Source organism: Nonomuraea sp. NPDC049141 (assembly GCF_040648415.1).
In the GTDB taxonomy this organism is placed as follows: Bacteria; Actinomycetota; Actinomycetes; order Streptosporangiales; family Streptosporangiaceae; genus Nonomuraea.
Map to the genome: position 1 here is coordinate 1 of NZ_JBEZDR010000024.1, position 24778 is coordinate 24778.

26 protein-coding genes are annotated in these 24778 nt (G+C 69.4%); 14 read left to right on the plus strand and 12 right to left on the minus strand.

The window, feature by feature from the left end; all coding sequences use genetic code 11:
• Positions 1-126 precede the first annotated feature (126 nt).
• A complete protein-coding gene (locus tag AB0B91_RS49220) occupies positions 127-528 on the plus strand; it encodes an Imm7 family immunity protein (protein WP_358336633.1) in 402 nt (133 codons plus the stop codon).
• 11 nt (positions 529-539) lie between these two features.
• Here the strand turns inward: AB0B91_RS49220 and AB0B91_RS49225 are convergent, their stop codons facing one another.
• On the minus strand, positions 540-1217 hold the full coding sequence (locus AB0B91_RS49225) for an Lrp/AsnC family transcriptional regulator (RefSeq protein WP_358336636.1): 678 nt from the start codon (positions 1215-1217) through the stop codon (positions 540-542).
• Positions 1218-1400: 183 nt separating this feature from the next.
• Here AB0B91_RS49225 and AB0B91_RS49230 point away from each other — a divergent pair, with 183 nt between their 5' ends.
• Positions 1401-2393 (plus strand): serine hydrolase, encoded by a 993-nt coding sequence (locus tag AB0B91_RS49230; RefSeq protein WP_358336639.1) that lies wholly within the window; start codon positions 1401-1403, stop codon positions 2391-2393.
• 9 nt (positions 2394-2402) lie between these two features.
• On the opposite strand, the gene AB0B91_RS49235 is transcribed toward AB0B91_RS49230, so the two are convergent.
• The 5 genes from AB0B91_RS49235 to pstS are packed head-to-tail and all read right to left on the minus strand — an operon-like array spanning position 2403 to position 6890.
• The gene (locus AB0B91_RS49235; RefSeq protein WP_358336642.1) at positions 2403-3125 is read right to left on the minus strand and encodes a response regulator transcription factor; all 723 of its coding nucleotides are present in this window, start codon (positions 3123-3125) and stop codon (positions 2403-2405) included.
• The gene (gene pstB / locus AB0B91_RS49240) at positions 3125-3901 is read right to left on the minus strand and encodes a phosphate ABC transporter ATP-binding protein PstB (protein ID WP_358336645.1); all 777 of its coding nucleotides are present in this window, start codon (positions 3899-3901) and stop codon (positions 3125-3127) included. The genes AB0B91_RS49235 and pstB overlap by 1 nt, the downstream gene beginning before the upstream one ends.
• Before the next feature lie 14 nt (positions 3902-3915).
• Positions 3916-4791, minus strand: a complete 876-nt coding sequence (gene pstA, locus AB0B91_RS49245) for a phosphate ABC transporter permease PstA (protein WP_358336648.1) — start codon at positions 4789-4791, stop codon at positions 3916-3918.
• Positions 4788-5768 carry a phosphate ABC transporter permease subunit PstC gene (gene pstC / locus AB0B91_RS49250; RefSeq protein WP_358336651.1) on the minus strand — a complete coding sequence of 327 codons (981 nt, stop codon included), beginning with the start codon at positions 5766-5768 and terminating at the stop codon, positions 4788-4790. The genes pstA and pstC overlap by 4 nt, the downstream gene beginning before the upstream one ends.
• Before the next feature lie 6 nt (positions 5769-5774).
• A complete protein-coding gene (gene pstS, locus AB0B91_RS49255) occupies positions 5775-6890 on the minus strand; it encodes a phosphate ABC transporter substrate-binding protein PstS (RefSeq protein ID WP_358336654.1) in 1116 nt (371 codons plus the stop codon).
• Positions 6891-7010: 120 nt separating this feature from the next.
• On the opposite strand from pstS, the gene AB0B91_RS49260 reads away from it, so the two are divergent.
• Both AB0B91_RS49260 and AB0B91_RS49265 read left to right on the plus strand, forming a co-directional pair.
• Complete coding sequence (locus AB0B91_RS49260; protein WP_358336657.1) at positions 7011-7484, plus strand: low molecular weight protein-tyrosine-phosphatase; 474 nt, start codon at positions 7011-7013, stop codon at positions 7482-7484.
• Positions 7471-8256, plus strand: coding sequence for a fructosamine kinase family protein (locus tag AB0B91_RS49265; protein WP_358336660.1), 786 nt, complete (start codon positions 7471-7473; stop codon positions 8254-8256). Before AB0B91_RS49260 ends, AB0B91_RS49265 begins: the two co-directional genes overlap by 14 nt.
• Positions 8257-8272: 16 nt before the next feature.
• On the opposite strand, the gene hisN is transcribed toward AB0B91_RS49265, so the two are convergent.
• The 3 genes from hisN to aroA all read right to left on the minus strand — a co-directional run bounded on the left by hisN (position 8273) and on the right by aroA (position 11870).
• Positions 8273-9058: a histidinol-phosphatase gene (gene hisN / locus AB0B91_RS49270; protein ID WP_358336662.1), complete on the minus strand. Its 786-nt coding sequence runs from the start codon at positions 9056-9058 to the stop codon at positions 8273-8275.
• Between the two features lie 249 nt (positions 9059-9307).
• Positions 9308-10306: a ribosome small subunit-dependent GTPase A gene (rsgA, locus tag AB0B91_RS49275; protein WP_358337179.1), complete on the minus strand. Its 999-nt coding sequence runs from the start codon at positions 10304-10306 to the stop codon at positions 9308-9310.
• Positions 10307-10568: 262 nt separating this feature from the next.
• Positions 10569-11870: a 3-phosphoshikimate 1-carboxyvinyltransferase gene (aroA, locus tag AB0B91_RS49280; protein ID WP_358336664.1), complete on the minus strand. Its 1302-nt coding sequence runs from the start codon at positions 11868-11870 to the stop codon at positions 10569-10571.
• A gap of 82 nt (positions 11871-11952) precedes the next feature.
• On the opposite strand from aroA, the gene AB0B91_RS49285 reads away from it, so the two are divergent.
• On the plus strand, positions 11953-12699 hold the full coding sequence (locus AB0B91_RS49285) for an SOS response-associated peptidase (protein ID WP_358337182.1): 747 nt from the start codon (positions 11953-11955) through the stop codon (positions 12697-12699).
• Positions 12700-12852: 153 nt separating this feature from the next.
• Complete coding sequence (locus AB0B91_RS49290; protein WP_358336666.1) at positions 12853-13185, plus strand: TraR/DksA C4-type zinc finger protein; 333 nt, start codon at positions 12853-12855, stop codon at positions 13183-13185.
• Positions 13186-13196: 11 nt separating this feature from the next.
• On the opposite strand, the gene AB0B91_RS49295 is transcribed toward AB0B91_RS49290, so the two are convergent.
• Positions 13197-13973 (minus strand): methyltransferase domain-containing protein, encoded by a 777-nt coding sequence (locus AB0B91_RS49295; RefSeq protein WP_358336669.1) that lies wholly within the window; start codon positions 13971-13973, stop codon positions 13197-13199.
• Positions 13974-14216: 243 nt separating this feature from the next.
• Between AB0B91_RS49295 and AB0B91_RS49300 the strand changes: the two genes are divergently transcribed.
• The 7 genes from AB0B91_RS49300 to AB0B91_RS49330 all read left to right on the plus strand — a co-directional run bounded on the left by AB0B91_RS49300 (position 14217) and on the right by AB0B91_RS49330 (position 20765).
• On the plus strand, positions 14217-14813 hold the full coding sequence (locus AB0B91_RS49300) for a sigma-70 family RNA polymerase sigma factor (RefSeq protein ID WP_225301832.1): 597 nt from the start codon (positions 14217-14219) through the stop codon (positions 14811-14813).
• Positions 14810-15076, plus strand: coding sequence for a mycothiol system anti-sigma-R factor (gene rsrA / locus AB0B91_RS49305; protein WP_214640169.1), 267 nt, complete (start codon positions 14810-14812; stop codon positions 15074-15076). Before AB0B91_RS49300 ends, rsrA begins: the two co-directional genes overlap by 4 nt.
• Before the next feature lie 9 nt (positions 15077-15085).
• Positions 15086-16024, plus strand: coding sequence for an NAD-dependent epimerase/dehydratase family protein (locus tag AB0B91_RS49310; RefSeq protein WP_358336672.1), 939 nt, complete (start codon positions 15086-15088; stop codon positions 16022-16024).
• A gap of 243 nt (positions 16025-16267) precedes the next feature.
• The gene (locus tag AB0B91_RS49315) at positions 16268-17623 is read left to right on the plus strand and encodes an HD-GYP domain-containing protein (RefSeq protein ID WP_358336675.1); all 1356 of its coding nucleotides are present in this window, start codon (positions 16268-16270) and stop codon (positions 17621-17623) included.
• Positions 17620-18882, plus strand: coding sequence for an HD domain-containing phosphohydrolase (locus tag AB0B91_RS49320; RefSeq protein WP_214640166.1), 1263 nt, complete (start codon positions 17620-17622; stop codon positions 18880-18882). Before AB0B91_RS49315 ends, AB0B91_RS49320 begins: the two co-directional genes overlap by 4 nt.
• Positions 18883-19151: 269 nt before the next feature.
• Positions 19152-20510 carry a biotin carboxylase N-terminal domain-containing protein gene (locus tag AB0B91_RS49325; RefSeq protein ID WP_358336678.1) on the plus strand — a complete coding sequence of 453 codons (1359 nt, stop codon included), beginning with the start codon at positions 19152-19154 and terminating at the stop codon, positions 20508-20510.
• Between the two features lie 42 nt (positions 20511-20552).
• Positions 20553-20765: a biotin/lipoyl-binding carrier protein gene (locus tag AB0B91_RS49330; RefSeq protein WP_214640164.1), complete on the plus strand. Its 213-nt coding sequence runs from the start codon at positions 20553-20555 to the stop codon at positions 20763-20765.
• A gap of 8 nt (positions 20766-20773) precedes the next feature.
• Here AB0B91_RS49330 and AB0B91_RS49335 read toward each other — a convergent pair whose 3' ends face one another.
• A complete protein-coding gene (locus AB0B91_RS49335) occupies positions 20774-21154 on the minus strand; it encodes a thioesterase family protein (protein ID WP_358336681.1) in 381 nt (126 codons plus the stop codon).
• A gap of 254 nt (positions 21155-21408) precedes the next feature.
• Between AB0B91_RS49335 and AB0B91_RS49340 the strand changes: the two genes are divergently transcribed.
• Positions 21409-23121, plus strand: coding sequence for a protein kinase (locus AB0B91_RS49340; protein WP_358336684.1), 1713 nt, complete (start codon positions 21409-21411; stop codon positions 23119-23121).
• Here AB0B91_RS49340 and AB0B91_RS49345 read toward each other — a convergent pair whose 3' ends face one another.
• Positions 23122-24768 (minus strand): acetolactate synthase, encoded by a 1647-nt coding sequence (locus tag AB0B91_RS49345; RefSeq protein ID WP_358336687.1) that lies wholly within the window; start codon positions 24766-24768, stop codon positions 23122-23124.
• Positions 24769-24778 lie beyond the last annotated feature (10 nt).

Below are 24778 nucleotides of genomic sequence, written 5' to 3' on the forward strand. Positions count from 1 at the left end.
TACTGCACTCGGGAGGGTGTGGGAGAGTAGGTCACCGCCGGACAATTTTTGTTCGGGAAGGGCTCCATGCTTATGCGTGGGGCCCTTTCTGCGTTTCAGGACCTCTGGACGAGAGGGACGGCGACGATGGAGTACCACGGGTGGGTGACCATCCGCGAGACGGCCGGCGTCGAGGACGACTACGACAGCCTGCTGGAACGGCAAGTGGAGGAGATCCGCGCTTACCTGGCCCAGATCCCCGACTACGGCCTGATCGATCTGCGCTGGCTGAACGGCATCCCATCCCTGCACGTCGCCGGCCATCCCAACCACGACAGCGGCTGGGCCGACACCCTCCTCGACCTGTTCCAGCGGATCGGCCGGCTCGCGCCCGGCTCCTACGGACTGCTGCACCTCTGGGACGACGAAGGCACCCACCCGAACGAGTTCCGCGTCTACCGGCTTGTACGCGGCCAACTGAGCGAGCACACCGATTCACTGCTCTCCCCGGCGATCCCGACCCTCGAAGACCCCGATCCGGATTCCTGACCCCCAGCCAGTCACAGCGGCTTGGTCACGCTGACTCGAAGGGCTGCTATCCGTCCGTCAACAGCGGTTCGATGCGTTACGGGATCTGCGCCGACACCGAGATCGTGGCGTCCGTACGTTGGACCGTCGAAGAGGCCAGGATGCGCGCGATGATCTCCTGCGAATGGTTCGGTGCCCTTGCCGACGACTTGGCGCAGGAGGTTGTGCTGGCCGCCCGGATCCTGCACCGCCCGCCGCGGGCAGTCGCGTGCTGCAGCGGTGGACGGCAACCTGGGCAATGCGCTGCCGCATGCCCTGCGGTCGGCGGTAGGCCGGTACAGGGTGGTCGACGGCGCCTGGGCGGTGAGCTGCCGCACGCTCCGCAGCAGGCCGGTCCAGGGCGGTAGGCAGCACCTGGACGGCTTGCTTCCACATGTCCCGCAGCCAGCAGTGAGCCGGGCCAGGGCTGCCACGGCCTCCATCAGGCGACCTTGGGCGATCCGCAGCCAGGCGAAGGCCGGGATCACGTAGCCAGCGCGATTCGGTGAGATCGTCGGCCCGAAGTCCTCGATCACGCCGCGGGCGGTCAGTTTCTCCGCTCGTGCCTGTACTGTCCCCTGGCTACGCCCAGCAGAAGGGGCGAGCTCGGTCAGGCCGATCCGTGCGTGTGCGTGCATCGTGAGCAGCGGTCTGGCGTCCAGGTCGGCCACGAGAGTCCCTCCGGCGGAAGCCGTTTGAGGGGCGTGCGCCGAGGCTGAGCCCACCTCTGGCTGGGGCACTCTCTATGTCGCCCTGGGTGTGGCTACTGGGACACCTGTGACGACGGCGCGATCGCCGAACTGGTCACCACTGGCCACTAGCGTCATATCACCATCATTCGTGATAATTCACGGATGGTCGCGGGGCGAGGCGTCGGGGGATACTCCCGCGTGGTTCTGGCGGGTCTCCTCCTGGTGCCTTTGGCGCTCTGGCCGCTTCCCGAGCGAGAGCCGGCCCCGCGCCCCGTCGCGCTCCACCAGCGAGCTGCGATCCTGCCCCAGCAGCAGGCTTTGGTCGAAGTTCCGGCGCTGGCGAAGCCTCCGAAGAAGTCCAAGGTCGAAGTCCAGGCATCGAGGGAGCCTCCGAAGAAGTCGAAGCCGGACCCGCCGATCGAGGCCAAGAAGATCACCAAGCGGCTCGATCGCTACCTGGCCGGTCGTCCGGGTCCCGTTACGGCCATGGTCAAAGATCTCACCACCGGCCGCCTCTACCGCTATCACCGCAACGAACGCCTGATCACCGCGAGCACCGCCAAAGTGCAGATCCTCATGGCGCTCCTCCTCAAGACCCCCTGGCACAAGCTCTCGAAGGCCACCAAGCGCGACGCCGACCTCATGATCCGCTACAGCGACAACCACGCCGCCGACCGGCTCTGGCTGCGCATCGGCGGGGCCGCCGGGTTCACGAAGGCGGGTAGGAAGTACGGCCTCCGGCACACTCAGGGCGTTCCGGGTAACTGCGTCGATCTCTACTGCTGGGGCATCACCAGGACCTCGGCCGAGGATCAGGTACGCCTGATGAAGGCGCTCGTGTCGGCCAAGAGCCCGCTCCGGGCCAAAGACCGTGCGCAGGTGCTCAGGCTGATGGGCAAGGTGATCGACGGCCAGGACTGGGGAGTGGGCGCCGCCAGGTGCAAGGGTGACCGGGTAGCGCTGAAGAACGGCTGGCTGAAGCACGTGTCCAACAAGCGCTGGGCCATCATCAGTGTCGGCCTCATCCGCGGCCACGGCCACGACTACGCGGTGGCCGTACTGACCGAGAACAACGCCGACACCGGCCAGGGCATCGCGACCGTCGAGGGCGTGACCGAGCGGATCATGAAGTCGTTCCGCTCGTGCCGTACTTGAACGAACGGATCACGCCGGGCCGGAGGTGCCGGGTGTGACCAGTCGGTAGCCCACGCCGCGCACCGTCTGGATCAGCGTGTCCTCGTCGTCGCCCAGCCGGGCGCGCAGCCGTTTGACGTGCACCGCGATCGTGTTCGTCGAGGTGCTGGACCCCGTGTGCCACACGTGCCGCATGATCTGCTCGCGTGTGACCGTACGGTTCGCGTTGTTCATCAGGTACTGCAGCAGCTCGAACTCGCGCAGCGGCAGGTGCACGATCCGCCCGTCCACCCGTACCTGGTAGGCCTGCGCGTCGAGTTCGACGCCGCCCACGACCAGCACTTTGTGCCCGTCCGGAGAGGCCGCGTGGATGAACGGCAATAACTCCGGCACCCGGTACGGCCTGGCCACGCAGGCCACGGCGCCGGCGGCGAGTGCCTGTACGGCTTGCTCGGCGTGCCCCTCGCCGACGCCGAGCAAGACGGGCACGGTCCGCGAGAGCCGTACCGCGCGGACGAAGTCGACGGCGCCGATGACCGGCAGCGTGGCGGACACGAGGACCACGTCAGGCTGCAGCGCCCCGGCCTGGATCAGGCCCTGGGCCCCGTCGGGGACGCCGGTGACCGACACGCCCTCGCGTTCGAGGGCGGTGGCCACGTCCTCCACGACTCCGTCGTCGGGATCGGCGATGAGCAGGATGGGCTTCGTCCTGGTGTCCCCGTTCACAGTGGATGCCGCCTGCTGGTGGATCATCAGCCGAAGCGCCCGGTGATGTAGTCCTCGGTCGCCTTCTCGGTGGGATTGGTGAACATGCGGGAGGTCTCGTCCATCTCGACAACCTTGCCGGGCTTACCTTGCGCGGTGAGGTTGAAGAAGGCGGTCCGGTCGCTGACCCGGGCGGCCTGCTGCATGTTGTGGGTGACGATCACGATGGTGTAGTCGTCCTTGAGCTTGGCCATCAGGTCCTCGATGGCCAGCGTGGAGATCGGGTCGAGCGCGGAGCAGGGCTCGTCCATCAGCAGCACCTGCGGCTGGACCGCGATGGCCCTGGCTATGCAGAGCCGCTGCTGCTGGCCGCCCGACAGGCCAGCGCCGGGCTTGTTGAGGCGGTCCTTGACCTCGTTCCAGAGGTTGGCGCCCTTCAGCGACGTCTCGACGACGCCGTCCATCTCCGACTTGGCCACGCGGCCGTTGAGGCGGAGCCCGGCGGCCACGTTCTCGTAGATCGACATCGTGGGGAACGGGTTGGGGCGCTGGAAGACCATGCCGATCATCCGGCGCACGGAGACCGGCTCGACGGTGGAGGCGTACAGGTCCTCGCCGTCGAGCAGGACCTTGCCCTCCACGCGTGCGCCGGGGATGACCTCGTGCATGCGGTTGAGGGTGCGCAGGAACGTCGACTTGCCGCACCCCGAGGGGCCGATGAACGCCGTGATCGAACGCGGCTCGATGGTCATCGAGACGTCCTCGATGGCCTTGTGCCCGCCGTAGTAGGCGTCGAGGCCGGAGACCTGGATCTGCTTGGACATAGTGGCTTTACCCCTTATCGGCCTTTGGCGGGTGAGCGCCACCGGGCGATCAGGCGCGCCACCAGGTTGAGCAGCATGACGATCAGGATGAGCGTGAGGGCTCCGGTCCAGGCCCGATCCACGGCGGTGACGTTGGGGCGGCCCGCCTGGTCGAAGACGAAGAGGGGGAGCCCCATCTGCGGCCCGCTGAACGGGTCGTTGTTGATGGAGTCGGTGAAGAACACGGTGAGCAGCAACGGCGCGGTCTCGCCGGCGACTCTGGCCACGGCCAGCATGACGCCGGTGATGATGCCGGTCAGCGCGGTCGGCAGGACGACCTTCATGATCGTGCGCCACTTGGCCACGCCCAGCGCGTACGAGGCCTCGCGCAGGTCGTTCGGGACCAGGCGGAGCATCTCCTCGGCCGATCTGACCACGGTCGGCATCATCAGGATCGACAGTGACAATGCCCCGGCGAACCCGGAGAACGGCTGGCCCAGGAACAGGACCCAGAACGCCAGGATGAACAGGCCCGCGACAACAGAGGGGACGCCGGTCATGACGTCCACGAAGAAGCTGATGGCCCGGCTCAACCGGCCGCCGTTGCCGTACTCGACCAGGTAGATCGCGGTCAGCAGACCGATGGGGACGGAGATGAGAGAGGCGATCAGGACCTGTTCCAGCGTGCCGATGATCGCGTGGTAAGCGCCGCCGCCCACGTCGCGGGCGCCGATGTTGCGCATCGAGTGGGTGAGGAAGTCCAGGTCGAAGCGCGCCAGGCCGTTCTTGACCACCAGCCAGAGCACGGACACGAGCGGTACCACGGCAAGCGCGAACGCCAGGTAGACCAGCCCCTGGACCACACGGTCCTTGATGCGGCGGCTGGTCGAGATGTGTTGGATCGTGGTCATGCGCCGGCCCTCGCGTACTCCTTGCGGCGGTTGATGATCATGCGGGCGGCTATGTTGACGAGCAGGGTGATGACGAACAGCACCAGTCCGGACGCGATCAGCGCGCCCCTGCCGATCGGGGTGGCCTCACCGAAGCCGTTGGCGATGTTCGCCGCGATGCTGTTGGCGTGCGGGGTGAGGATCTCGAAGGTGATGTCGAAGGTGGCGGGGAAGATCAGCGCGACCGCGATGGTCTCGCCCATCGCCCGGCCGAGGCCGAGCATCGCGGCGCTGATGACGCCGGGGCGACCGAACGGCAGCACGGCCATCCTGATCATCTCCCAGCGGGTGGCGCCGAGCGCGAGCGCCGCCTCCTCATTCATCTTCGGAGCCTGGAGGAACACCTCGCGGGAGATGGCCGCGATGATCGGCAGGATCATGATCGCCAGGACGATGGACCCGGCGATCATGGTCTTGCCGCCGATCGCGCCCTCGCCGGCGAACAGCGGGAACCAGCCCAGGTTCTCGTTCAGCCACTGCGATGGCGTCTTGAGCAGCGGCACCAGGAAGGCCACGCCCCACAGGCCGTACACCACGCTGGGTACGGCGGCGAGCAGGTCGATCAGGTAGCCGAGCGGCCCGGCCAGACGGCGGGGCGCGTAGTGGGAGATGAAGAGCGCCACGCCGACCGCGATGGGAGTCGCGATGACGAGCGCGAGGGCCGAGCTGAGCACGGTGCCGAAGGCCAGAGCGGCGATGCCGAAGACCTGGCTGCCGTTCGGGTCCCAGGTCAGCTCGGAGAAGAAGTGACCCTTGTTCGCCTGCAGGGCGGGGATCGCCTCGCTGATGAGAAAGACGGCGATGGCCGCCATGATCCCCAGCAAGATGATGCCCGCGCCGGTGGCGGCGTATCGGAAGGGCCCTTCACCATGGCTGCGCCGCGAGGCGGGCCGGCCAGTGGCCGGTCCGCCATCACGGGTACGAACGTTGGTCGTCATCGGCAGTTAGGAGATCGCCTCGACGGCGGTGCGGACCTTGGTGAGCAGATCGCCCGAGAGCGGGGCGTAGCCCAGGTCCTTCAGCGCGGCCTGGCCCTCGTCGCTGGCGGTGTAGGTGAGGAAGGCCTTGACCAGCTTCGACTGGTCGGCGGGCAGGCCCTTCTCGCACGTGATCTCGTACGTCACCAGGACGATCGGGTAGGCGCCCGCGGTCTTGGTGGCGTAGTCGATGCCGAGCTTGAGGTCGTTGCCGGTGCCCTTGACCTCGGCGGTCTCGATCGTCTTGGCCGCGCTGTCGCTGTTCAGCTCGACGAACTCGCCCGCGCCGTTGGCGACCTTGGCCTTCTGGAGCTGGGAGTTGTCGGCGAACGACATCTCGACGTAGCTGATTGAGCCCTCGGCGCCCTTCACCGAGGAGGCGATGCCGTCGGAGCCCTTCGCGCCCTGGCCCTTGGCCTCGGCGGGCCACGCCTTGGCCGGCTCGTACGGCCATTCGGCCGTCGCCTTGAGGAACTTGGTGAAGTTGTCGCTGGTGCCGGACTCGTCAGCCCGGTGGAACGCCTGGATCGGCGTCGAAGGCAGCTTGGCCTGCGGGTTGTCGGCCTTGATGGCCGCGTCGTCCCACTTGGTGATCTTGCTGCTGAAGATGCCGCCGAGCGTCTTGGGCGAGAGCTGCAGACCGTCCACGCCGGGCAGGTTGTAGACGACCGCGATCGGGCCGGTCACCATCGGGATGTTGATGGCCTTGCCGGTCTTGCACCGGGCGTCGGCCTGGGCGGGCTCGCCCTTGTCGTCCTTGAGAGCCGAGTCGGAACCCGCGAAGGCGACCGTGCCCTGGATGAACGCCTGGACACCGGCGCCGGAACCGCTGGGCTGGTAGTTCAGGCTTGCCCCGGGGTTCTTGCTCTGGAAGTCCTTCTTCCACTGGTCGATCGCGTTGGCCTGGGCCGAGGATCCGGCGGCGTTGATCGTGCCGCTCAGACCATTGTCGTTACCCGCAGCGCTGCTGGCACCGGCGGACGCTGTGGCGTCACCACCGGCACTGTTGTTGTCTGTGCCGCACGCAGCGAGCGAGAGCGCGCCGACTACGGCGACGGCGGCGAGCCGGCCTGCATACTTCACGGTTGGGTTCCTCCCACTTGGTCCTTAGTCGCCACGAAGGTATGCAGCCAAAGTGACTCAATCCCCCTACCAAGGGTGAACGGACGGTGAACGGGCCTGGTCACCCTCATGATGGGAGCTATGACCTATCGCGTATGCCTGGTGTGCATGGGGAACATCTGCCGCTCGCCGATGGCCGAGACGGTGCTCAGACGGACCCTGGCCGAGCACGGACTCGGTGAACGAGTGGCCGTCGACAGCGCGGGCACCGGCGGCTGGCACGTCGGGGATCCCATGGACGAACGGGCTCTGCGGACGCTGGCCGAGCACGGTTACGACGGCTCCGCCCACCGGGCCAGACAGTTCACCTCCGGCTGGTTCGACCGCTACGACCTGGTGCTGGCCATGGACCGGGACAACCTGTCGTTCCTGCGGCGGATCGCGCCCGACGGTGTGGAGGTGCGGCTGTTCCGCTCGTTCGACCCCGCCGCGCGGGCCGGGGCCGAGGTGCCCGATCCCTACTACGGCGGGCCCGAGGGCTTCGAAGAGGTGCTGCGCCTGGTCGAGGCCGCTTCCGAAGGCGTCGCGAAGCACATCGCCGATGAGATCGACTGAGGACCTCGGGGCGTCCCACGGCTGGCGGCTGCAGCGGGGCGTGCTCGACGACGGGCGGGTGGTGTTCGCGAAGACCGGAACCGTTTCTCCGGTGTTCACTTCCGAGGCGGAAGGCCTGCGCTGGCTGGGCGAGGTCATCGCGGTGCCGGAGGTGATCGAGGTCTCGCGGGATCGGCTCGTACTGTCGTGGGTGGACACCTCGTCGCCGACCGCGGCGGCGGCCGAGCGGTTCGGGCGCGACCTCGCCCGGCTGCACCGCGCCGGCGCGCCCGCTTTCGGCGCCCCCTGGCCGGGCTTCATCGCCGATCTGCCGATGGACAACTCGCCTGCCGACGACTGGCCGGCCTTCTACGCGGCCCGCCGAGTGCTCCCCTTCGTACGGCAGGCGCGGCTGCCCGCGCGGGACGTGGCTCTCATCGAGCGGGCAGTGGCGCGGTTCGGCGAGGTGGCGGGGCCGCCGGAGCCGCCGGCGCGCATTCACGGCGATCTGTGGAACGGGAACGTGCTCTGGTCGGATGGTCGCGGAGTGCTCATCGACCCGGCCGCGCACGGCGGGCATCGGGAGACGGACCTGGCGATGCTGGCGTTGTTCGGGGCGCCCTATCTGGATCGGATCCTGGGGGCCTATCAGGAGGAGACGCCGCTCGCGGACGGGTGGCGGGGCCGGGTGCCGCTGCACCAACTGCACCCGCTGCTCGTCCATGTGGTGCTCTTCGGGGGGACATATCGCGACAGCTTGCTGGACGCCGTCGCCCGGGTATTGGCTCTGTAAGCCGTTCAGGCGCTCTCTACGAGGCGTTCAGGCGTCTGAGGACCTCGTCATGCAGGATGCCGTTGGTGCAGACCAGGCTGCCACCCTCAAGGCCGGGCACGCCCGCGAGGTCCGTCCACTTGCCGCCCGCCTCCTCGACGATCACGGTGAGCGCCGCCATGTCCCACGGCGACAACTCCGGCTCGGCCGACACCTCCACCGAACCCTCCGCGACCATCATGTGCGACCAGAAATCGCCATAGGCCCTGGTGCGCCAGCAGGCCCGCCCCAGATCGAGGAAGTTGTCGAGCCGGCCCAGCTTCTCCCAGCCGCCGAAGCTGGAGTAGGAGAACGACGCGTCCTCCAGATCGGCCACCGACGAGACGCGCATCCGGGTCGCCTTGGTCAGGCTCTTGCCGGTCCAGGCGCCGCCCTCGGTGGCCGCCCACCAGCGCTTGCCCAGGGCCGGGGCGGACACCAGGCCCACCTTGACCTGGCCGTACTCCATCAGCGCGATCAGCGTCGCCCATACGGGGACGCCGCGTACGTAGTTCTTGGTGCCGTCGATCGGGTCGATGATCCACGACCTGGCACCCCAGCCCGTCTTGCCGAACTCCTCGCCCACGACCGCGTCCCGCGGCCGGGCTCGCCGGAGGGTGCCGCGAATGGCCTCCTCGACGGCACGGTCGGCATCGCTGACCGGCGTGAGGTCCGGCTTGGTGTCGACCTTGAGATCGACCGCCTTGAACCTCCGCATGGTCAGATCGTCGGCGTGGTCCGCCATGACGTGCGCCAGACGTAGATCATCGTTATAACCCTGCACGAAGAGCCACGCTACCGTGACTTACCTCCCGAACATCAGTCAAGCGGGCTCGCATTTCTGGTAAGTCCTGTCCAGTGCTGGATGGCTGTTTTTTCTGATAAGTCCTGCCGGCCGCAGGGTTGACCACGGAGATGGTCAAGAGGACGCACGTCACGGTGCCCAGCCCCGCATCACCGGAGGAGCGTGCCCCTGGACAGGGCCCAGCCACGTACGGCGGGTGGGGCCCACCGGGCCGGCCGTAACAGAAAATTAAAGGTCTGGCGGAGACTCGCGGCTGGAGAGCAGGCGGCGGAGGGATTCCAGGCGGGCGGGCTCGGCGTGGCCGGCCGCCACCCACGCGTCCAGCGCGCAGTCGGCGTCCAGGTGTGTGCACCCCTTCGGGCAGGTGACCGTGCCTTCGATGAGGTCGGGGAAGGAGGCCAGGACCGTCTCGACCGACACGTGGGCCAGTCCGAAGCTGCGTACGCCGGGCGTGTCGATGATCCAGCCGCCCTCCGGGAGTTCGAGGGCCACGGCTGAGGTCGAGGTGTGGCGGCCGCGGCCGGTGACGGCGTTGACCTGGGAGACCGCGCGGTTGGCGGCCGGCACGAGGGCGTTGACCAGAGTTGACTTGCCGACGCCCGAGTGGCCGACCATGACGCTGAGGCGGCCGGTGAGGTGGTCGCGGAGTTCGTCCAGCGAGCCGCCCTTGTGCACGACGACGTGCGACACCCCGAGCGGTTCGTACATCGCCACCAGGTCGTCGGGCGGCCCGAGGTCCGACTTGGTGAGGCAGAGGAGCGTGTCGATCTCGGCGTCGAAGGCGGCCACCAGGATCCGGTCGATCATGCGCGGCCGGGGTGGCGGGTCGGCGAGCGCGGTCACGATGACCAGTTGGTCGGCGTTGGCCACCACGGGGCGTTCGATGCCGTCGGTGTCCTCGACGTCGTCGGCCGAACGGCGCAGCATCGACGTCCGCGGCTCGACGCGTACGACCCTGGCCAGGGCGTCGGGGCGGCCCGAGACGTCGCCCACCAGGGCCACTCGGTCGCCGACGACGATGCCCTTGCGGCCGAGCTCGCGCGCCTTCATCGCGGTGACCATGCGGCGCTCGGGCTGCTTGCGCTTCTGGGCCGATCCCTTGGCGCGCTCCGGCTCGACCAGCGCGGTGTAGCGGCCCCGGTCCACGGCGACCACGAACCCCTCTACGGCGTCCTCATGCGCAGGCCGAATACGGGTCCGCGGCCGTGAGCCCTTGCTCGGCCTGATCCGTACGTCGTCCTCGTCGTACTCCCGCTTTCTCAGCGGTCTACCCCCAAGCGATCGTTCCTGCTGGGCGCGGCCCACCCACCATGGCGGTCGGTGGCGCCGTCCTGTCCGTACGCTGCCCCACCGCGCGGGCCGCCAAGCGGATCGCGCCTGCCCGCCGCTCCACCGCGTCGGCCTACGGGGCGGTTGTGCCCGCACAACCGCCCCACCATGCCGACCGCCGGGCCACCTGCTTGTGCACCCGGCAGGATCGCGGGGGTGGTCATTGCTCGCCCAGCATGTTCGTCCACATCTGGACGAACTCCGGGAGCGTCTTGGCCGTCGTCGCGATGTTCTCCACCTCGACGTCCGGGACCGCCAGCCCGATGACGGCCCCGGCCGTGGCCATGCGGTGGTCGTCGTAGCTGTGGAAGACGCCGCCGTGCAGGGGGCGGGGGCGGATGATCAGGCCGTCGTCGGTCTCCTCCGCGTCGCCGCCCAGCCGGGTGATCTCGGTGACCAGGGCGGCCAGGCGATCGGTCTCGTGGCCGCGCAGGTGCGCGACGCCCCGGATCCGGGACGGCGAGCTCGCCAGCACGGCCAGCGCGGCGATCGTCGGCGTCAGCTCGCCCACCTCGCGCAGGTCGGCGTCGATGCCCTCGATCCGGTCGGTGCCCGTCACGGTCAGGGAACCGGCGGCACCGGTCGCCTCGTGCGGCGCGGGGGTCAGCCGGACCGTGGCGCCCATCGAGGTGAGCAGGTCGCGGAGGGCGTCGCCCGGTTGCGTGGTCTCGTACGGCCAGCCGGGGATGGTGACCGTGCCACCCGTGACCAGAGCCGCGCCCAGGAACGGCGCCGCGTTGGACAGGTCGGGCTCGACGGCCAGGTCCCTGGCCGCGATCGGTCCCGGCTCGACCCGCCAGATGTCGCGCTCGCCGGCGTCGACCGTGACCCCGGCCGCCCTGAGCATCTGGATCGTCATCTCGATGTGCGGCTGCGACGGCACGGGCGGGCCGACGTGGCGGATCGTGACGCCCTTCTCGAAGCGCGCCGCCGTGAGCAGCAGCCCCGAGACGAACTGCGACGACCCCGACGCGTCGAGCGTGACCTCGCCGCCCGCGAGGGGACCGTGGACGGTGAACGGCAGGGCGTCGTTGTCCACGCGGGCGCCCAGGGCGCGCAGGGCGTCGAGGATGGGACCCATGGGACGCTTGCGGGCGTGCGGGTCGCCGTCGAAGGAGACCGGGCCGTCGGCCAGGGCGGCCATCGGCGGCACGAAGCGCATGACGGTGCCCGCCAGGCCCGCGTCGATGCTCGCGCCGCCACGGATCGGGCCGGGGGTCACCTGCCAGTCGACGGCGGCCGTGGTCTCGTTCGCCGGCGTCAGGGTGGCGCCCAGCACGCGCAGCGCCGCCACCATCAGGTCGGCGTCGCGGCTGCGGAGTGCCTGGCGCACCACGCCGGGACCGTCGGCCAGAGCGGCGAGGAGCAGCGCGCGGTTGGTCACGGACTTGGAGCCGGGCAGGCGGATCGACGCGACCACGGGTGCGGTCGCGGTGGGTGCGGGCCAGTGCGGTGCGGGCATGGGTCAAAGCCTACTGGCGGTGGTGAACTTTACGGAGAAGGGCGTGCATGCGGTCGTAGGCCGTACGTGGCAGTGTGGGGACATGTGCGGGAGATACGCGTCGGCGCGCAAGAAGCACGAGCTGCTGGAGGAGTTCCAGGTCGAGCTCGACGGTGACCCCGACAAGGAGCTCGGGCCCGACTACAACGTCGCGCCCACCAAGAACGTCTACGCCGTCCTCAGCCGGGTGCCCAAGGAGGCCGAGCGGGCCGTGCGGCAGCTGCGGATCGTCAAGTGGGGGCTGGTGCCGGCCTGGGCGAAGGACCCGTCGGTCGGGTCGCGGATGATCAACGCCAGGGTCGAGACGGTGGCCGAGAAGCCGTCCTTCCGCCAGGCGTTCGCCAAGCGCAGGTGCCTGCTGCCCGCCGACGGCTACTTCGAGTGGATGCCGGTCGAGGGCGACAAGAAGAAGAAACAGCCGTACTTCATCCACCCGGAGGACGGTGGTGTGCTGGCGATGGCGGGTCTGTACGAGTTCTGGAAGGACAAGTCGCGCGACGACGACGATCCGCTCAAGTGGCTGGTGACCTGCACGGTCATCACCACCGACGCTGAGGACGAGCTGGGCCGCATCCACGACCGGATGCCGATGATGATCGAGCGGGAGCGCTGGGCGGAGTGGCTCGACCCCAAGCTCACCGACCCCGAGCAGGCCTCGGGGCTGCTGGTGCCCGCCGACACCGGGCAGCTGACGGCGGTGGCCGTTTCCACCGATGTCAACAATGTCCGGAACAACGGTCCGGATCTCATCAAACCCCTACCACCAGGGGAGGAAACCGCTCTCCGCTAAAGGTGTAAGAGTCACGCTAAGTGGGCATCTGGTGAGGAAAGCGATGCATCCGTTTACCCGGAGTCACCGCCACACATGCCCTCTTCGCGCCGGGTTGGACTTCCGGGGAGTCCCGCTGCGGCTTGCCCCCCTGTCACCCGGAGGTGCGGATTCGTGGACGACACGACCGCTCGTGAGCGGCTGGAGAAGATTCTCGCGGACCTGGACCGATCGATCGGGGTGCTGCAGGGCGACCCCGTCGGGATCCGCGAGTATTCCGCGGCCGACGCGGGGTCCGACCTGACCGACGCCGACCGCGCCCAGGCCATGCTGACCGTGGCCACGACGCAGCGCAGGGCGGTGATCGACGCGCTCAAACGCCTGGACGAAGGCACGTACGGGAGGTGCGTCGACTGCGAGAAGCCGGTGCCCGACGGCCGGCTGGAGGCCCGCCCGGAGGCCGCGCGGTGCGTGGAGTGCCAGGGCAAGCGGGAGCGCCGCCGATAGCTGCCCCCGGGTCACACCTTGCGGACGCTGGCCACGAGGTGGATGCCGACCGTGTCGTCGTCGTCGGGGTGCGCGTCGAGCTCGGTGCGCACCAGCCAGGCCAGTGCCCTGGCGTCGGAGCCCAGTACGTGGTCGACGGTGGAGGGCGACAGCACGGTCCGCGGTCGTACCCACTCCACCTCCAGCCCGGCGCCGGTCAGCAGCTCGCGTAGCTGCCCACTGCTGAAGCAGCGGGTGATGCTGCCGTCGGGCCACGGCACCAGCATGACCTCGCCCGTCTGCCGCAGGTGCTGCCACTGCTCCTGCTCGGCCAGGATCGCCATGCCCAGCACCAGGGAGTCGACGCAGACCAGCGCCCGGCCGCCGGGCCGCAGCACCCGGGCCACGTCGTCCATCGCCGATTCGGCCATGAGCTCGATCGACATGGCGCGTTCCTCGGCGACCACCGCGTCCACGCTCTCGTCGGGCAGGAACGTCAGGTCGTCGGCGCGTACGTGGCGCACGCGCCCGGCGTCGCGCAGCCGCGCCTGCGGGTCGGTCGTCAGCGGAGCGGCCAGGGAAGAGGCCAGTGAGGCGGTGCGGCGGAAGTCGACCAGCTCGATCACCCGATGCCCGGCTCTGGCGGCCTGGCCGGACCAGCGCCCCCGGCCGCCGGACAGGTCGAGTACGACGGAGGGTTGGTCGGGGAGCCACCGGGTCAGCTGCTCGGCGACGACGGCGCGGTAGAAGGTCCAGTACGGCCCGAGCGTCCCTGAGCCGTTCAGTTCCTCGGCCGGAATGGGCAGCACACGCGACTCCTGGGTTCCGGGAAAATGGCTACCAGCCGGTACGTATCGTTATCCCCGCACCGGGTTGTTCGTCACCTTCTATCTTGCGGGAACAGACGCGGGCGCGGGCGTGTTGCGACGTGCATGCTCACATTGCTCGAACCCCTCCCCAGTGACGGACCAGTCCGTGACGAGCGGGTATTCTCCCCTGAATACGGTGTACCGCCACAGTCGGCCACCGGTGATCTTAGGGGGGTGGGTCCGGTGCCCGCGACAGGCGCGGAGACTCTGGAACAGCGAAGTGAGCGGTTCGAGCGCGAAGCGATGCCTTACCTCGAGCAGCTCTACTCCGCGGCGCTCCGGATGACCCGGAACCCCGCGGACGCGGAGGACCTGCTACAGGAGACCTTCGCGAAGGCGTTCGCGTCGTTCCACCAGTTCCAGGAAGGTACGAACCTCAAGGCGTGGCTCTACCGGATCCTGACGAACACCTTCATCAACAGCTACCGCAAGAAGCAGCGCGAGCCCAAGCAGTCGGGCACCGAGGAGATCGAGGACTGGCAGCTCGCCCGCGCTGAGTCGCACACGTCGAGCGGCCTGAAGTCGGCCGAGGTCGAGGCGCTCGAACACCTCCCCGACGGTGATATCAAGCAGGCCCTCGCGGTGCTGCCCGAGGAGTTCAGGATCGCGGTCTACCTGGCCGACGTCGAGGGCTTCCCGTATAAAGAGATCGCCGACATCATGGGGACCCCGATCGGCACCGTGATGTCCAGGCTGCACCGCGGTCGCAGGCAGCTCCGTGGACTTCTCGAAGACTATGCTCGCGAGCGTGGCCTGGTCCCGGCGGAGGGATCGAAATGAGCTGTGGCAACCCGCACGACACTGACTGTCGCGAAGTGCTGGACAAGGTCTACTCCTACCTCGACGGGGAGCTGACCGAGGGCGACGTGGTGGAGATCCGCGTGCACCTCGAGGAGTGCAGCCCCTGTCTGAAGGAATATGACCTCGACAAGGCGATCAAGGCGCTCGTGGCCAAGCACTGCGGCTGTGACCCGGTCCCCGGCGACCTGCGCTCCAAGGTGCTGGCCCGCATCGCGCAGGTGAGGTCGGAGCTGTCCGACTAGGATTCCCCCATGCGCGTGCTTGTCACCGGGGGTGCCGGATTCATCGGGTCGAATCTCGTCGACCGTCTGCTGGCGGAGGGGCACGACGTCGCGGTCGTGGACGACTTCTCGTCCGGCCGCAGGGACAACCTGGCCGAGGCGGCCACACACGACCGCTTCCGCCTGCATGAGCTCGACGTCCGCGATCCGGCCGTGATCGCGCTGGCCGCCGAGCTGCGGCCCGAGGTCATCTGCCATCTCGCCGCGCAGATCAGCGTGCGCGGGAGCGTCGCCGACCCGGTCCACGACGCCAGTGTGAACGTCCAGGGCACCGCGTCGATCCTGACCGCCGCCCGTGAGGGCAACACCCGCAAGGTGGTGTTCGCCTCCTCCGTCGCGGTCTACGGCCGGCCCGCCACGATCCCGGTGCCCGGCGACGCCGCCACCGACCCGCGCTCGCCGTACGCGGCCTCCAAGCTGAGCGGTGAGACCTATCTCGCCACGTTCCGCGCGCTCTACGGCATCGAATACACCACCCTCGTGCTGTCCAACGTCTACGGCCCGCGCCAGTCGCCGGAAGGCGAGGCCGGAGTGGTGGCCATCTTCACCGACGGCCTGCTCAGCGGCACGCCCACGGTGCTCTACGGCGACGGCACGCAGACCCGCGACTACGTCTACGTCGATGACGTGGTCGACGGCTTCGTCAGGGCCTGCGGGGCCGACGGCAACGGGCGCAGGTTCAACCTCGGCACCGGCATCCAGACCACCGACCGCAAGCTGCACTCGCTGATCGCCGACGCGGCCGACGCGCAGGACAAGCCCGGGTTCGCGCCACCGCGCGTGGGTGACCTGCCGGCCATGGCGGTCGACCCGGTGCCGGCCTGCGAGGGGCTCGGCTGGCAGCCGCGCACCGACCTGGCGACCGGGTTGAAGAGCACCGTCGAATGGGCCGTTAGTCGCCCCAGGTAGTGGATTGATTACGCTTTGCTTGCGATTCTCAACTCCGGCCCTGCGCTGACCGCGCCTTCTGTAGCGTGACCCACAGGAGTCGACGTAGAGAGTCGGCGTGGAGGCGAGTAGATGCTGAAGGCTATGATCGCCCGGCTGATCGCGGCCGCGGTGCTGATCACTCCCGTGATGACACTGTTGATGAGCGGGGGCGGGGCCCTGCCAACCGGGGTGTCCTGGACCTGAGCACCCTAGGGGGCCGCAATGCGTGATCTGCCGTGGCCTGCGAAGGTCTACCTCATCGCCGTCATCGGCGCGGCGACCGTCCTCATCGGACGTAGCGTGATCACTTCCGGGCGGCTGGTGGCGCCCGGCGATCTGGGCATCCTGCTGGTGCTCGCGCTGCTGTTCCTGGTCTGCGAGTCGATGCCGACGTTGCTGAACGTGGAGCAGTTCGCGGTGTCCGTGAGCTTCTCTGCAGCTCTGGCCGCTGTCGTCCTGATCGGTCCAGAAGGGGCCGCTCTGGTGGGGTTCACGGCGGTCTTCAGCGTGCGTCCTGGCCTGCCGTTGATCAAGCGGCTGTTCAACGGGGCGCAGTTCGCGATCTGCGGCTACGCGGCCGGCTGGGTCTACCAGGGGCTGGGCGGTGTCTCGGGGGTGCCGGGGGTCAACGTCTTCGACGACCTCATCGGCCCCTACGCGGCGGCCACGGGCGTGTTCGTGCCGCTCAACATCATGCTCACGCTGACCATGATCCGGCTGGCGACCCGGGTGCGGGCCATGGAGGTGCCGCTGCGGGGCATGGTCCAGTTCCTGCTGTCCTACCTGGGTTACGGCACGTTCGGGCTGCTGGTGGCGGGGCTCTGGGCGACCGTGCAGTCGATCTCGGCGGTGCTGGTGCTGCTGCCGCTGTTCGTCGCCCGCTGGGCGTTCGGCCAGTATCACGCGCAGCAGCGCTCCTACGACGCCACGATCGCCGCGCTCTGCCAGGCGGTCGAGACGAAGGACTACTACACCCGGGGCCACTGCACCCGCGTCTCGCTCGCCTCCTCCATGATCGCCCAGGAGATCGGCATGGGCTTGGAGCGGCTGCGCGCCATCCGCTACGCGGGCATGCTGCACGACGTGGGCAAGCTCGGCGTGCCGACCAAGGTGCTGCAGAAGGAGGGACCGCTGACCGAGGAGGAGTTCGCCGCCATCCAGCTCCATCCGATGCGCGGGCTGGAGATCGTCCGCGGCATCGACTTCCTCGACGAGGCGTACGCCGGGATCATGCACCACCACGAGCGCCACGACGGCAAGGGCTACCCGATGGGGCTCGCGGCCGACGAGATCCCGGAGTTCGCCCGGATCATCGCGGTGGCCGACGCGTTCGACTCGATGACGTCCGACCGCTCCTACCGCCACGCCCGCTCGGTCGAGGTGGCCGTCGAAGAGCTGCGCAAGAACGCCGGCCGCCAGTTCGACCCGGTCATGGTGGCGGCCTTCGCCAGGGCGCTCGAACGCGACCCGTGGCAGCCGCCGCGCCGCGTCGAGCCGCCGCCACCCGAGGCGACCGAGAACCCGATCAAGGACCATGACGACCCGACCAGGCCGATCGAAGTGGTGAGCGGGCCTTGACGCGTGCCTTGCAGAGCCTCGACTCCGGGCAGTTGCTGCTCATCTGCGGGGCGGGACTCGTGGCCGTGGCCGGCGTCGCGCACACCTCGGCCGTGGGGCTCGACCGGCCCGAGATCGCGATCGGGTTCGGCGCGCTGATCGCGGTCGGCGAGCTGGCCCGGCTCACCATGCCGGGCAACAGGGAGGTCGCGCCCATCGGCGCCGCCGCCGCGCTCGGCTACACGCTGCTGCTCGACCTCAGCGACAACCCGCTGCGCCACACCGCGCTCCAGGTGGTGGCCGTGATCGCGGTCGGCATGATCGCGGGCGCGCTGCCGCACCTGGCGGTCGGCCGTCCGCCGCGCCTCGACGCCATGGCACGCCGCCTGCTGACCGGGGCGCTGCTCGCCTTCGCCTTCCGGCCGCTCGCCGACCCTCTTTACCAGCTCACCCGGCAGGACCCGCCCACGTGGTGGCCCGCGCTCGGCGTCATGGTCACGCTCATCACGCTCACCCTGCTGATCGACGTGCTGATCGCGGCCCTGCTCAGGGCCGAGCAGGTGCGCACCGCCTTCAGGGTGGCCGTGCGCGACGAGATCAACATGGCCTTCCCGCTCGGCGCGGCCGTGGCCGCCTCCGGGGTGCTGCTCGCGCTGGCCACCCACAGCATGGACCTGGTGGCGCTGCTGGTCTTCGCCGCGCCGCTGCTGGTCACGCAGGTGGCCTTCCGCAAGTACGCCGGGATCCGCGCCACCTACCTGCAGACCGTACGGGCCCTGTCACGGGTCACGGAGGTCGGCGGCTACGTCGAGCCGGGCCACTCGCGCCGGGTGAGCCGGCTGGCCGTGGCGGTCGGCAGGGAGCTGGGCATGGCGGAGCCGGAGCTGCTGGAGCTCGAATACGCCGCGCTCATGCACGACATCGGTCAGCTGTCCCTGAGCGATCCCATTCCGGGTGGCGCGACCGTGCTCGCCGATCCCGCCCAAGCGCGCCGCATCGCCGAGCTGGGGGCCGAGGTGATCAAGCAGACGGGCGTGCTCGACCGGGTGGCCGAGCTGGTGCGCCGTCAGTGCGACCAGATCGCCGAGGACCCGCCGCTGTCCAGCCGGATCATCAAGGCGGCCAACGCCTACGACGACCTGGTCGGCGGCTCCGCCGATCGCGATCGTGGGGGCGCGGCACTGGAGCGGCTGCGGCTGGCCGCCGGCACCGCGTACGATCCCGACGCGATCGAGGCGATGACGCGCGTCGTCGATCGGCTCGGCGTCCACAAACTCTGAAAGGCCGCCCAGCTGGTACGGCAAGCCCGGCAAGACCCACCCGCCGACCATGGCCGGGCGCCTCCAGGAATACGCCCGCTGACCCCGCACGTGGCCGGCCGCCGTGACGAGACGGTGAGACCGGTGCCGTGGGCAATCGCCCCTGTAGGTCCTACGCAGCTGGAGCCGGGCCTGGCGCGTTGCGATTGTAGGGTTCCTACAGAAGCGGCTCGCCGGATCCGTTGTTTAGCGGGAAAAGGCGCAGAGCCTCGCGGTCGTAGGGTGGGCGGGTGCTTATCGACACACTGGGTCCTGTCCTGGTCGCCAATCGAGGGGAGATCGCCCGGCGGATCATCCGGACGGTCAAGCGGCTGGGGCTGCGGGCCATCGCCGTCCACTCCGAGGCCGATGCGGATCTCCCGTTCGTGCGCGAGGCCGACGAGGCCGTGTTGATCGGGCCGGCCAACCCCCAGTTGAGCTACCTGGACGCCGGGAAGGTGCTGGAGGCGGCTCGGGCCACCGGCGCGCGGGCGATTCATCCGGGTTATGGGTTTCTCGCGGAGAATGCGGCGTTCGCCAGAGCGGTGATCGACGCCGGGATGGTGTGGATCGGCCCGGCTCCCGAGGCCATCGATCAGATGGGCGACAAGATCAACGCCCGGAATCTGATGGAGGACGCGGGTGTGCCCGTGGCGACCGGCACCCGGGAGCCCGTCACCGATCTGGAGCTGGCGCTGCGGGCGGCGGCCCGGATCGGCTATCCGGTCATGGTCAAGACCGCCGGCGGTGGCGGTGGCATCGGGATGAGCGTCGCCCACGACGACGAGGGACTGGCGAAGGCGTTCGAGCAGGCAGCCAGGGCGGCGGCGAGGTTCGCCACGGGCGACATTCTCGCCGGGCCCGCCATCCTGCTGGAGCGCTACATCGAGCGGGCCCGCCACGTCGAGGTGCAGATCCTCGGCCGGCCCGACGGCACCGTCGTGGCCCTGGGCGAGCGCGACTGCTCTGTGCAGCGCCGCCACCAGAAGGTCGTCGAGGAGTCGCCGTCGCCCGGCATCACGTCCGAGCTGCGCGAGCGCATGCTGGCCGCGGCCGTGCGGGCCGGCGAGGCCGTCGGCTACCTGGGCGCGGGCACCGTGGAGTGCCTGGTCGACGCCGACAAGCAGGACTTCGTGTTCCTGGAGATGAACACCAGGCTCCAGGTGGAGCACCCGGTCACCGAGCTGGTCACCGGGCTGGACCTGGTCGAGCTGCAGCTGCGGGTGGCGGCGGGCGAGAATCCCGAGGTGAAGCCGGAGACCAGCGGCCACGCCATCGAGTTCCGTGTCTACGCCGAGGACCCGAAGAGGTTCTTCCCGGGGCCCGGCAAGATCTCCGCATGGCGAGAGCCGGTTGGCGAGGGCGTCCGGGTGGACTCAGGTTATGAGGAGGGCAACACGGTCACGCCGTTCTACGATCCCCTCATGGCCAAGCTCTGCGTCTTCGGCGCGAGCCGGGCCGAGGCGCTGCGGGCCGGTCGTGAGGCCGTGGCGGGCTTCGTCGTCGAAGGACCCAAGAACAACCTGCCGTTCTGTGCCGAGCTGCTGGACGACGCGGAGTTCGTCAGCGGCGACTATGACACGGGCTTGGTCGGGCGGATGCGCGCCTAGGCGCACATGGCATTGTTAGCTCATTGGAAGAGGGGAGTCGCGGTGGCCGAGGTACGCGCGGAGATGGTGGCGAACGTCTGGAAGGTCGTCGCCTCGGAGGGTCAGACGGTCGCCGAGGGCGACACGCTGGTCATCCTCGAGTCGATGAAGATGGAGATCCCGGTCCTGGCCGAGGACGACGGCGTGCTCGTGCAGCTCAAGGTCAGCGAGGGTGACGTGATCCAGGAAGGCGACCTGATCGCCGTCATCGAGTAGCCGCTGGTTCAGCGGGTGGCGCGGTCGATGAACTTGGCGCGATCGACCAGCACCCGCTCGATCGTGCCCCGGCCGATGACCGTCCGCTTGTCGCGGGCCTCGAAGTCGAAGACCAGCCGCCTGCCGTCGACCTCGGTGAGCTCGGTGGTGATCTCCACATGCGTGCCCACCGGGCTGGCGGCCAGATGCGCCAGCTCGGCGCGGGTGCCGACGGTCGTCTCGCCGGGAGCGAGATGCGGACGCACCGCCTTGAGCGTCGCCATCTCGGCGATCGCGAGGAGCCGTGGAGTGGCGAGCACCGGGACGTCACCACTGCCGATCTTCTGCGCTGTGTCCGACTCCTCGACCACGATGAGCAGCTGGGCGCGGAGCCCTGGAGCGAGCGTCATGCCGCCAGCCTACTGCGATCATCACAATGGGCCCCTGTCAAGAGCCCAGATCTCCCGGAAACGCGGACAAGTGAGGTCAGAAGGCCGCAGGATAGAGTTTGTAGGGCTTACAGCATTCAAGTGGCACGTGGGACTCGTGAGTCGTACACTCTCGAAGTTCCGTGACCTCTGTGTTACCTCACCGCGACACAACTTCGCTTTGTTGAACCTTGGGGTGGGAGAGGTTATAGAGGTAGGGGGGTAACGGGGGAGTCATGGTAGCCCAAGGGACGACGCTGGCGGGGCGGTATCGCCTGGACACCCGCATTGGCGCCGGTGGCATGGGCGAAGTGTGGCGGGGCGAGGACATCGTGCTGGCGCGCACTGTCGCCGTCAAGGTGCTGCTGCCCGGCCGCATGGACGATCCCGGTTTCGTCGCGCGCTTCCAGGCCGAGGCCAGGGCGATGGCGACGATCAACCATTCGGGTGTCGTCGATGTCTACGACTACGGTGTGAGCGGCGACACCGTCTATCTGGTGATGAAGTTCGTCGACGGCGAGCCGCTCGACAGGCTGCTGATGCGGCTGGGCCGGATCCCGCCGCAGCCGGCGATGGAGCTGATCGCGCAGGCGGCCTCGGCGCTGCAGGCGGTGCACGAACAGGGGATCGTGCACCGTGATGTGAAGCCGGGCAACCTGCTGGTCCAGCGTGACGGCACGCTCGTGCTGACCGACTTCGGCATCGCCCGCTCGGACGTGGCCAACCGGCTCACCGACGCGGGCATGGTGCTCGGCACCGCCGCCTACTGCGCGCCGGAGCAGGCCGAGGGCGCGCCGGTGACGCCCGCGGTCGACATCTACGCGCTGGGCGTGGTGGCGTACGAGTGCCTGGTGGGGCAGCGGCCGTTCGACGGCGAGAGCGCGGTCACGATCGCGCTCAAGCACATCCGTGAGGCGCCCCCGCCGCTGCCCACCGACATCCCCCGGTCCGTGCGCGCGCTTGTCGAGCGGGCCCTGTCGAAGGATCCGCTCGCCCGTTACCCGACGGCCAGAGCGATGAGCGAGACGGCACGCAAGATCGCGGCCGGCGAGACGCCCGCTCCCGAGCCGGCGCCGCTGGCGACGGGTGCCACCATGGCCGCGCCGATGGAGGCGTACCAGACGGGATCTCGCCAGTCCGGGCCCCATCAGACGGGATCCCACCAGGCGGGTCCCCAGACGGGGTCCTACCAGGCCGGTCCCCAGACGGGGTCCTACCAGGCCGGTCCGCACCAGACAGGAGCCCGTCAGGCGGGTCCGCATCAGACGGGGTCCTACCAGGCTGCGCGGCAGGAGGCGCAGACGATGGCCGGGCCGCGGCAGGGCGGCCGTCGCAGCGCCGCCAAGGCGCCCCGCAGGGGCGGTCTGATCGCCGGGATCGCGGCCGCGGTCGTTCTCGGGGCGGGCGCCGGTGCCGTCGCGCTGACGGGCATCAATGCCGAGCCCGAGGCCGGGCCGACCGCCACTACGACTGGCATGGCCAACTCCGTTCCCACCACCGACAAGAGCACCCCCACGACGCCGCGCCCTGGACGCACCAAGCTCAAGCCCAAGCCGACCACGCAGGTACCGATCCCCACCAGGACGACCGCGGAGCCGACGGAGAAAGAGACGACGCCGACTCCGGACCCGACGGAGGAGAAGACGCCGACCAAGACCCCCAGCAGCACGCCGACGACCCCGAAGGTCGTGAAGAAGCAGGTCCCCAGCGTGGTCGAGATGCCGTACGCGGTGGCCACCCAGCGGATCCGGGCCGCAGGCTTCCAGACCATCAAGATTGACAACCAGACCACCACTGAGCAGGGCATCGCCTGCGGGAGGATCGGCGAGACCTTCCCCAACGGCGGCACGTGGCTAGATGTGACCAAACCGGTCAAGATCGTCGTCATCGACGGCGGTCCCTGCCCGTCGGGCACCCCGACGCCGACGCCCTCGCTCAGCGTCAGGTAGTCAGATCCCCGTCGTGGTCCTGGGGTAGGCGACCTGGGGGTCGGTGGCGATGTTCACCATGTACGGCACGCCGGAGTCGAACGCCCGACGCAGCGCGGGCCCGATCTCCGACGGCCGGGTGACCAGCTCGCCGCCGCCGCCCAGCGCTGTCACCACCTGGTCGTAACGGCACTGCGGCTGCAGCTCGGCGGCCACGTCGTAGCCGTAGAGCAGCTGCATGGGGTGCTTCTCCAGGCCCCAGATGCCGTTGTTGCCGCAGATCATGACCACCGGCAGGCCGTGCCGGACCAGCGAGTCGACGTCCATGAGCGAGAACCCGGCCGCGCCGTCGCCCAGCAGCAGCACCACCTGCGAGGACGGCCGGGCCAGGCGGGCCGCGATGGAGTAGCCGAGGCCGGTGCCCAGGCAGCCGTAGGGGCCCGGGTCCAGCCAGTTGCCGGGCTGCTTGGGCTCGACGTACTTGCCCGCGTAGGAGACGAAGTCGCCGCCGTCTCCGATCACCACGGCGTCGTCGGCGAGCACCTTGCCGAGCTCGCCGTAGATGCGCATGGGGTGGATCGGGTCGGAGTCGGCCCCGAGCAGGCCGGCGTCGCCGGCGATCGCCGCGGCGGCGGCCTCCGACAGCTTCGACACCCAGCCGGAGTAGGCCGTGGGCTTCAGGCCGGCGTCGCCGCAGGCCGTACCGAGGCTCCAGAAGACCACGGAGAGGTCGCCGGCGGCGGACGCGGCCGGTTGCGTGTGGGTGGCGAGCTGGGACGGCGCGTCGGCGATGTGCACGACCTTGGCCGGCGACCGGCCCTCCTTGCCGCCGAACCAGCCGTAGCCGAGCCGGAAGTCGAGCGGGGTGCCGATCACGACGACCAGGTCGGCCTCGGCGAAGGCGAGGCCGCGGGCCCGGGTGACGAGCAGTTCGTGGCCGGCGGGCAGGATGCCGCGGCCCTGGCCGTTGGGGATGACCGGCAGCCGCCAGTTCTCGGCGAAGTCGCGCGCGGCCTCCTCGGCCCGGTCCATCCACACGTCGGACCCGTAGACCAGCACCGGGCGCTCGGCCTCGGTGAGCAGCCTGGCGATGGTGGCCAGGGACTCGGGGTCGGGTTCGAGGGGGGACGGGCTCTGCGTCTCGACCGGGTGCACAGGCGATGGCGCGAACAGGTCGTCCATGTAGAAGTCGAGGAAGACCGGCCCGCGATGCGGCGCGATGGCCGTGCGGAAGGCCGACTCGACATCCTGGCCGACCGAGTCGGCTCCGCTCGCGGTGAACGACAGCTTGGTGATCGGCCCGAGCAGGGGCGGGTGGTCCATCTCCTGCAGCGCGCCGCTGCCCCAGCGCGAGCGCGGCGCTCGCCCGCCCATGACCACCACTGGAGAGCCGTTGAAGTGCGCGGTCGCGACGCCGCTGATCCCGTTGGTGATGCCGGGCCCCGCCGTCAGAGCGGCCAGCCCGGGTGTCCTGGTCAGCCGGGCTGTGGCCTCCGCGGCGAACACGGCGCTCTGCTCGTGGCGTACGTCGAGGATCCGCATGCCCTCGTGCACGGCGCCGTCGTAGAGCGGGAAGACGTGCCCTCCCGACAGAGTGAACATGGTCTCGACACCGTAGGCCTTGGACACGGCGACGGCGGCGTCACCGGCGTGCTTCGCAGACTCCATGCCCGGGAAC

Bases quoted from the DNA above. Each gene is read 5' to 3' on its own strand.
- AB0B91_RS49265 (WP_358336660.1), top strand. From the start codon at position 7,471: ATGAGATCGACTGAGGACCTCGGGGCGTCCCACGGCTGGCGGCTGCAG.
- AB0B91_RS49285 (WP_358337182.1), top strand. From the start codon at position 11,953: ATGTGCGGGAGATACGCGTCGGCGCGCAAGAAGCACGAGCTGCTGGAG.
- AB0B91_RS49335 (WP_358336681.1), bottom strand. From the start codon at position 21,154: ATGACGCTCGCTCCAGGGCTCCGCGCCCAGCTGCTCATCGTGGTCGAG.
- aroA (WP_358336664.1), bottom strand. From the start codon at position 11,870: ATGCCCGCACCGCACTGGCCCGCACCCACCGCGACCGCACCCGTGGTC.
- AB0B91_RS49220 (WP_358336633.1), top strand. From the start codon at position 127: ATGGAGTACCACGGGTGGGTGACCATCCGCGAGACGGCCGGCGTCGAG.
- AB0B91_RS49230 (WP_358336639.1), top strand. From the start codon at position 1,401: ATGGTCGCGGGGCGAGGCGTCGGGGGATACTCCCGCGTGGTTCTGGCG.
- AB0B91_RS49260 (WP_358336657.1), top strand. From the start codon at position 7,011: ATGACCTATCGCGTATGCCTGGTGTGCATGGGGAACATCTGCCGCTCG.
- pstA (WP_358336648.1), bottom strand. From the start codon at position 4,791: ATGACCACGATCCAACACATCTCGACCAGCCGCCGCATCAAGGACCGT.
- AB0B91_RS49235 (WP_358336642.1), bottom strand. From the start codon at position 3,125: ATGATCCACCAGCAGGCGGCATCCACTGTGAACGGGGACACCAGGACG.
- AB0B91_RS49340 (WP_358336684.1), top strand. From the start codon at position 21,409: ATGGTAGCCCAAGGGACGACGCTGGCGGGGCGGTATCGCCTGGACACC.
- pstB (WP_358336645.1), bottom strand. From the start codon at position 3,901: ATGTCCAAGCAGATCCAGGTCTCCGGCCTCGACGCCTACTACGGCGGG.
- rsrA (WP_214640169.1), top strand. From the start codon at position 14,810: ATGAGCTGTGGCAACCCGCACGACACTGACTGTCGCGAAGTGCTGGAC.
- AB0B91_RS49315 (WP_358336675.1), top strand. From the start codon at position 16,268: ATGCGTGATCTGCCGTGGCCTGCGAAGGTCTACCTCATCGCCGTCATC.
- AB0B91_RS49345 (WP_358336687.1), bottom strand. From the start codon at position 24,768: ATGGAGTCTGCGAAGCACGCCGGTGACGCCGCCGTCGCCGTGTCCAAG.
- pstC (WP_358336651.1), bottom strand. From the start codon at position 5,768: ATGACGACCAACGTTCGTACCCGTGATGGCGGACCGGCCACTGGCCGG.
- AB0B91_RS49310 (WP_358336672.1), top strand. From the start codon at position 15,086: ATGCGCGTGCTTGTCACCGGGGGTGCCGGATTCATCGGGTCGAATCTC.